This is a genomic window from Micromonospora palomenae (assembly GCF_007829925.1).
GTDB lineage: Bacteria > Actinomycetota > Actinomycetes > Mycobacteriales > Micromonosporaceae > Micromonospora > Micromonospora purpureochromogenes.
In genome coordinates, this window is record NZ_VIXA01000002.1 from 2,084,757 (window position 1) to 2,092,086 (window position 7,330).

The window sequence follows — 7,330 nt, forward strand, 5'->3', positions numbered from 1 at the left end:
GCGTGTCGGGACGACAACTTCATGATCGACGGCGGGAACCGCGGGGGAGCGGTCAGAGGTTGGTGGGGCGGAGTTCGGCGAAGTGGCAGGCGGAGGGGTGGGGGTCGGCGGCGCGGGAGACCGTCAGGGGTTCCTCGCGGGCGCAGACCTCCTGGGCCTTCCAGCAGCGGGTGCGGAAGCGGCAGCCGGAGGGCGGATCGGCCGGGCTCGGCACGTCGCCGGTGAGCCGGATGATGGTCCGGTCGTTGCGGACGTCCGGGTCCGGCACCGGCACCGCCGAGAGCAGCGCCTGGGTGTACGGGTGGGTGGCCCGCTCGTAGATCTCGTCCTCGGTGCCGATCTCCACGATCTTGCCGAGGTACATCACCGCGACCCGGTCCGAGATGTGCCGGACCACCGAGAGGTCGTGCGCGATGAAGATGTACGACAGCCCGAACTCGTCCTGGAGCTGCTCCAGCAGGTTGATCACCTGCGCCTGGATGGAGACGTCCAGCGCGGAGACCGGCTCGTCGCACACGATCACCTCGGGCCGCAGGGCGAGCGCCCGGGCGATGCCGATGCGCTGCCGCTGGCCGCCGGAGAACTGGTGCGGGTAGCGGTTGACGTGCTCCGGGTTGAGCCCGACCACGTCCAGCAGCTCCTGCACCCGCCGCTGCTTGCTGCCCTTCGGCGCCGCCTCCGGGTGGATGTCGAACGGCTCGCCGATGATGTCGCCGACCGTCATCCGCGGGTTGAGCGAGGTGTACGGGTCCTGCATCACCATCTGCATGTTGCGCCGCAGCCGGCGCAGCTCGGCGCCGGAGGCCTTGAAGAGGTCCTTCCCCTCCAGGGTCGCCCCGCCGGAGGTGGGCGTCTCCAGCCGCATCAGCAGCCGGGCCAGCGTGGATTTGCCGCAGCCGGACTCGCCCACGATGCCCAGGGTCTCGCCCCGGCGCAGCTCGAAGCTCACCCCGTCGACGGCCCGGACCGCGCCGGTCTGCTTCTGGAACAGCACGCCCTGGGTGATCGGGAAGTGCTTGACCAGGTTGTCGACGGAGAGGATGGTCTCGCCGCGGACCTTGGTCGGGCTAGCGGGCGCTGTCATCTCGGACCTCCTGCGCGAAGTGGCACGCGCTGGTCCGGCCGTCGCCGAGGACCAGGTCGTGCGGCACCACGTCCACGCAGACCTGCTGCACGTACGGGCACCGGGGGTGGAATGGGCAGCCGGAGGGGATCCGCATCAGGTTCGGCGGCAGCCCCTTGATCGTCGACAACTCCTGGCCGCGCACGTCCATGCGCGGGATCGACTCCAGCAGACCCTTGGTGTACGGGTGGGCGGGCGACCGGTACAGCGAGCGGACGTCGGCGTGCTCGACGATCCGGCCGGCGTACATGACCGCGATCCGGTCGGCGACGCCGGCGACCACGCCGAGGTCGTGGGTGATCAGGATCATCGCCATGTTGAGGTCCCGGCGCAGGTCGGCCAGCAGGTCCATGATCTGGGCCTGCACGGTGACGTCCAGCGCGGTGGTGGGCTCGTCGGCGATCAGCACCTTCGGATTCATCGCCAGCGCCATCGCGATCATGACGCGCTGCCGCATGCCGCCGGAGAACTGGTGCGGGTAGTCGCCGAGCCGCTTCGCCGCGGCCGGGATCCGGACCAGGTCCATCAGCTCGACGGCGCGCCGGCGGGCGTCCGCCTTGGACATCCCCTCGCGCTGGCGCAGCGTCTCGCCGATCTGCCAGCCGACGGGGAAGACCGGGTTCAGCGCGGAGAGGGCGTCCTGGAAGATCATCGCGATCTCCTTGCCCCGCACCTGGCGGCGCTGCTCCTCCGACTGCTTCAGCAGGTCCCGACCCTGGTAGAGGATCTGACCGGAACGGATCACCGCCGGCGGCGTGTCGAGGATGCCCATGATCGCCTGGGCGGTGACCGACTTGCCGGAGCCGGACTCTCCGAGCACCGCGAGGGTCTCGCCGGCGTCCAGGTGGTACGAGACGCCGTTGATCACCTTGGCGACGCCCTCGCTCGTCCGGAACTCGACGTGCAGGTCCCGGATGTCGAGCAGGTGGCCGCCCTCGGGCGTGGGGGAGGCCGGCGTCGGGTGGACAGCGGACTGGGTCATCAGGTTCACCGGAGCTTCGGGTCGAAGGCGTCGCGGATGGCGTCGCCCAGCATGATGAAGGCGAGGACGGTCAGCGCGAGGAAGGCGGACGGGACGACCAGCGGCGTCGCCGACTCGCGCATGTGCACCCGGCCGGCGTCGATGTCGATGCCCCAGGAGATGGTCGGGGCCTTGAGACCGATGCCGAGGAAGCTCAGCGTCGCCTCGGCGGCGATGAACGAGCCGAGCGCGATGGTGAGCACCACGATCGCCGGGGCGAGCGCGTTCGGCAGGATGTGCCGCCACATGATCCGGCCGTTGCCGGCGCCGAGCATCCGGGCCGCCGCCACGTAGTCCTGCTCCTTGGCGGTGATCACCGAGGAGCGGACCACCCGGGCCGCGGTGGTCCAGCCGAGCACCGCCAGCACGAAGATCACCGCGAACAGCCGGACGTTGTCGCTGCTGGTGCTCACCCGCTTGAGCAGCACGATCGCGGCGAGCAGCAGCGGGATGCCGAGCACGATGTCGATCACGCGGGAGAGCACCGCGTCGACCCAGCGGCCGAAGTAGCCGGCCACCATGCCGACGACCAGCGCGATGATGCCGGTGAGCAGCGCGGAGAGCGCGCCGACCAGCAGCGAGGCGCGGGCGCCGTAGACCGCCCGGGCGTACGTGTCGCAGCCCTGGAAGTCGTACCCGAAGATGGCCCCGCCGGACGCCCCGTCGTGCTGCCGGGAGAGCAGGCAGTCGCGCGGGTCGTTGGCGGTGAAGAGCGAGGGTACGGCGGCCATCGCGGCGACCAGCACGACCAGGGTGAGGCTGATCCAGAAGATCGGATTGCGGCGCAGGTCGCGCCAGGCGTCACCGGCCAGGCTGCGGGCCTTCTGCGGTGCGCCGATCTGGTTGGGCGCTCCGGGCTCGCCGGACACGCCCCGCCGCGCGGCCTGGTTCTCCGTGGCCGCCACGGTCTCGAAGTCACTCATAGCGAATCCTCGGGTCGAGTACGGCGTACAGGACGTCCACCACCAGGTTGGACAGCAGGTAGACCACGACGAGCACGCTGACGATGCCCACCACCAGCGGGCCGTCCTCGGTGCGGATGCCCCGGAAGAGGTTGAAGCCGACGCCGGGGATGTTGAACACGCCCTCGGTGATGATCGCGCCGCTCATCAGGTTGCCCAGCTCGACGCCGAGGAAGGTGACCACCGGGATGAGCGAGTTGCGCAGCACGTGCACGCTGACGATCCGCCGCTTGACCAGGCCCTTCGAGCGAGCCGTCCGGACGTAGTCGGCGCGCAGGTTCTCCGCCACCGAGGTCCGGGTCAGCCGCAGCGCGGTGGCCAGCGAGAGCGAGCCGAGCACGATGCCGGGGAGCAGCAGCGCGTACAGGTCGGGCTCGGCGCCGGCGGTCGGGGGGAAGAGCTGCCACTTGACGCCGAGGAGGTACTGCGCCAGCGGGGCCAGCACGATGGTCGGGATGCCGAGCACCAGCAGGGTCAGCACCAGCGTCGAGTTGTCGAAGATGCTGGCCCGGCGGATGCCGGCGAGCACGCCCGCGGTGACGCCGAACAGGATCGTCACGGCCATCGCGATGAGCGCCAGCTTGACCGTCACCGGCCAGGCGGCGGCGAGGATGTCGCCGATCTGGCGGCCGGTCAGCGACTGCCCGAGATCACCCTGGAGCAGGTTCTTGATGTAGTCGAAGTAGCGGTAGAAGAAGCCGCCCACCCCGGTCTGGTCGAGGTGGAACTTCTCAGTCAGGTATGCCCGCTGGGCGGCGGTGACCGGGCGCTCGCCGGCGAGCGCCTGGATCGGGTCGCCCTGACCGGCGAACATCAGTGCGTAGACGATCAGCGTGGTCCCGAAGAAGGCGAGGACCATCTGGAGCAGTCGCCGCAGAATAAAGCGGAACATACTGTGAAGTCTCTCTGAAAAGGGGCGAAGGGCGTGGCGGGGTCGGGCCACCTCGCGGTGACCCGACCCGACCAGCGCTGTTACTTGACGGCCTCGATCTTCAGCAGGTCGACCCGGTCGAAGAGATCCATCTCCACGTTCTTGACCTTGGTCGAGTGCCCGAAGTTGTTCTGGCCGTACCGCAGCGGGATCACCGGCAGGTCCTCGGCCAGGAGGTCCCTCCGCCGCCTGGTACTTCTTGATCGCCTCTTCCTCGTTCGGCGCCTTGGCGCCCTCGGCCAGCAGCTTGTCGAACTCGGGGTTGCTGTAGCCGTAGTAGTTCGAGGAACCGTTGGTGCTGTACAGCGGGCCCAGGTAGTTCTCCATGGACGGGTAGTCCATGACCCAGCCCATCCGGAACAGGCCGACCGGCTGCTCGCTTGAGCTTGGTCAGCAGGTCCGCGAACTTGGGCCTCGGCGGTGCCGACGCACTCCACGCCCAGGTTGGCCTTGAGCTGGTTGCAGGTCGCGTCGATCCAGTCCTTGTGGCCGCCGTCACCGTTGTACGACAGCTCGATCTTGGACGGGCCACCCGCGGCCTGGTACATCGCCTTGGCCTTGGCCGGGTCGAACTCGCCCGCCGCGCCGATGGTGTTCTCCCGGTAGCCGGCCACGACCGGCGAGACGAAGGAACGGCCGGCTGCTGCGAGTCCTTGAAGATCGACTTGGTGATCTCGTCCCGGTCGATCGCCATGGAGATCGCCTTGCGGACCTCCGGCTTGCTGAATTCCTTCTGGAACGTCGGGAAGGCCAGCACCTGCAGCGACGAGGCCGGGCTCTGCTGGAACCGGTCACCGAGGTCGGTGGCGGCCGTCGACAGGCTCTCGGTCGGGATGGTCTTGATGACGTCCAGGTTGTCCGACAGCACGTCCGCGTAGGCCGCGGTCGGCTGCTGGTAGATCCGGAACTCGACGCCGGCCACCTTCGGCTGCTGGCCGGGGAAGGCGTCGTACTTCTCGACCTCGACCTTGGCGTCGTGCTGCCAGGTGCCCTTGATCTTGAACGGGCCCTGACCGATCGGCGCCTGCTCGTAGCCCTCGGCCAGCACGCCCGGGGCGGAGAAGGCCGCCTTCGGCAGCGGGTAGAAGGCCGTGTAGCCGAGCATCGTCTTGAACTCGCTGTACGGCTCGGCCAGCGTCACGGTGAAGGTGAGGTCGTCGACCTTCTTCAGCCCGGACAGCGTCTTCGCGGCCGGCTTCTCGCCCTGCAGGTCCGCGTAGCCGGCGACCTTCTCGAAGAAGTAGCTCGAGTTCTGGCCGTTGGGGGCGTACGCGCCGTAGTTCCAGGCGTCGATGTAGTTCTCGGCCGTGACCTTCTCGCCGTTGTGGAAGGTGTAGCCGTCCTTCAGCTTGATCGTCCAGACCTTGTTGTCCGACGACGTCACCGACTCGGCCGCCACCTCGTACGGCTTGTTGGCCTCGTCGTAGTCGACCAGGCGGGCTGAACAGGGCGGCGAGCACCTGCGAACCACTGGTCTCGTTGGTGTTGGTGGGCACCAGGTGCTGCGGCTCGGCGATCTCGATCCGCACGGCCGCGTTGGGGTCGCTCTGCCCTGATCCGCCGTCGCCGCCCGAGCCGCAGGCCACCAGGCCAAGCGTCACCGCGAGCGGGAGAGCGGTCCAGGCGGCAAGCCTACGAACTCGCATTGAGTCTCCTCATCTCCTCACGCTGCGCAGTCTGGCCGGCGCTGGGTAACGCTGCGCAACGTTGGGCAACGGTAGGTCGCAGCAGGCGGTTCGGCAACGAGAGCGTTGCGAACCAGTAACGGAACGCCCGCCCCGGTCTTGTCGCCCTTCCGCCCCTCTGCTATGAGCGATGCGGTGAAGCCGCTGCTCAATGTCGGTTTCGAGGCTCGCGTTCCGCGCCCGCGACGCGGTCCGGATCGCCGTGCGTGGTTGCCGGCCGGCTGTCCGCTCTGTGGCGGTTCATGAGCGGCTGTCCGCCCCAGGGTGTGGTCGACTCCACATGCGGTAACTCTGAGTGATTAAGCGCACCTCACGGAAAGTCACGGTTGGTCGTCGTCCCAACCTGCGGCTGTTGCCGTGAGACGATCTGGACGTGACGGCGACGATCCTGGACGGCAAGGCGACCGCGGCGGAGATCAAGGACGAGTTGCGGACGCGGGTCAAGGCGCTCGCGGAGCGCGGCATCACCCCGGGCCTCGGCACCGTCCTGGTCGGGGCGGACCCGGGCTCCCAGGCGTACGTCAACGGCAAGCACCGGGACTGCGCCGAGGTCGGGATCGCCTCCATCCGCCGCGAGCTGCCGGCCGACGCCACCCAGCAGCAGGTCGACGCGGTCCTCGCCGAGCTGAACGCCGACCCGGCCTGTCACGGCTACATCGTCCAGCTGCCGCTCCCGGCCCACTTGGACACCCAGCGCGTGCTGGAGATGATCGACCCGGACAAGGACGCCGACGGCCTGCACCCGGTCAACCTCGGCCGGCTGGTGCTCGGCTACGACGCCCCGCTGCCCTGCACCCCGCGCGGGATCGTCGAGCTGCTCCGCCGGCACGACGTGCCGCTGCGCGGCGCGACGGTCGCCGTGGTCGGCCGGGGCAACACCGTCGGCCGCCCGCTGGGCCTGCTGCTCACCCGGCGCAGCGAGAACGCCACGGTGACGCTGTGCCACACCGGCACCCTCGACCTCGCCTCGCACACCCGCGCCGCCGACATCGTGATCGTCGCGGCGGGCGTACCCGGGCTGCTCACCGCCGACCTGATCACCCCGGGCGCGACCGTGGTCGACGTCGGCATCACCCGGGTGATCGGCGCGGACGGCAAGGGCCGGTACACCGGAGACGTGGACCCGGAGGTGGCCGAGGCGGCCGGCAAGCTGGTCCCGATGCCCGGCGGTGTCGGGCCGATGACCCGCGCCATGCTGCTCACCAACGTGGTGGAACGGGCCGAGCGGGGCTGAGGACGCCCATCGTTGTCATAACCGTCCGCCCCTGCCCTGATCGGTGCCAGGATGGCTGATACGGTCCGGAAAACCGACTGGTATCAGGGGAGTGGGACGACCATGGGTAAGAAGGTCACTGTCGTCGGGGCCGGCTTCTACGGCTCCACCACCGCACAGCGCCTGGCCGAGTACGACGTCTTCGACACCGTCGTGATCACCGACATCGTGGAGGGCAAGCCGGCGGGTCTCGCGCTGGACCTCAACCAGTCCCGCGCGGTCGAGGGCTTCGAGACCAAGGTCGTCGGCGTCACCACCGGCCCGAACGGCGAGGGCTACGAGGCCATCGAGGGCTCGGACGTCGTCGTCATCACCGCCGGCCTCCCGCGCAAGCC

General features: G+C 69.3%; 6 protein-coding genes and 1 pseudogene. 2 read left to right on the forward strand and 5 right to left on the reverse strand.

All coding sequences use genetic code 11. The features are described from left to right. Positions 1-52: 52 nt before the first annotated feature. The 5 genes and pseudogenes from FHX75_RS20890 to FHX75_RS20910 all read right to left on the reverse strand — a co-directional run bounded on the left by FHX75_RS20890 (position 53) and on the right by FHX75_RS20910 (position 5,683). On the reverse strand, positions 53-1,084 hold the full coding sequence (locus FHX75_RS20890; RefSeq protein WP_154941914.1) for an ABC transporter ATP-binding protein: 1,032 nt from the start codon (positions 1,082-1,084) through the stop codon (positions 53-55). Next, the gene (locus FHX75_RS20895; protein ID WP_154941915.1) at positions 1,068-2,105 is read right to left on the reverse strand and encodes an ABC transporter ATP-binding protein; all 1,038 of its coding nucleotides are present in this window, start codon (positions 2,103-2,105) and stop codon (positions 1,068-1,070) included. The genes FHX75_RS20890 and FHX75_RS20895 overlap by 17 nt, the downstream gene beginning before the upstream one ends. Before the next feature lie 5 nt (positions 2,106-2,110). After that, positions 2,111-3,067, reverse strand: a complete 957-nt coding sequence (locus FHX75_RS20900) for an ABC transporter permease (protein WP_154941916.1) — start codon at positions 3,065-3,067, stop codon at positions 2,111-2,113. Beyond that, a complete protein-coding gene (locus tag FHX75_RS20905; protein WP_154941917.1) occupies positions 3,060-3,998 on the reverse strand; it encodes an ABC transporter permease in 939 nt (312 codons plus the stop codon). The genes FHX75_RS20900 and FHX75_RS20905 overlap by 8 nt, the downstream gene beginning before the upstream one ends. Positions 3,999-4,078: 80 nt before the next feature. After that, positions 4,079-5,683, reverse strand: a pseudogene (locus FHX75_RS20910) (peptide ABC transporter substrate-binding protein). 412 nt (positions 5,684-6,095) lie between these two features. Here FHX75_RS20910 and FHX75_RS20915 point away from each other — a divergent pair. Beyond that, positions 6,096-6,956, forward strand: a complete 861-nt coding sequence (locus FHX75_RS20915; RefSeq protein WP_154941918.1) for a bifunctional methylenetetrahydrofolate dehydrogenase/methenyltetrahydrofolate cyclohydrolase — start codon at positions 6,096-6,098, stop codon at positions 6,954-6,956. Positions 6,957-7,058: 102 nt separating this feature from the next. Next, a partial coding sequence (locus tag FHX75_RS20920; RefSeq protein ID WP_425463507.1) for a lactate/malate family dehydrogenase occupies positions 7,059-7,330 on the forward strand: 272 nt, incomplete at its 3' end.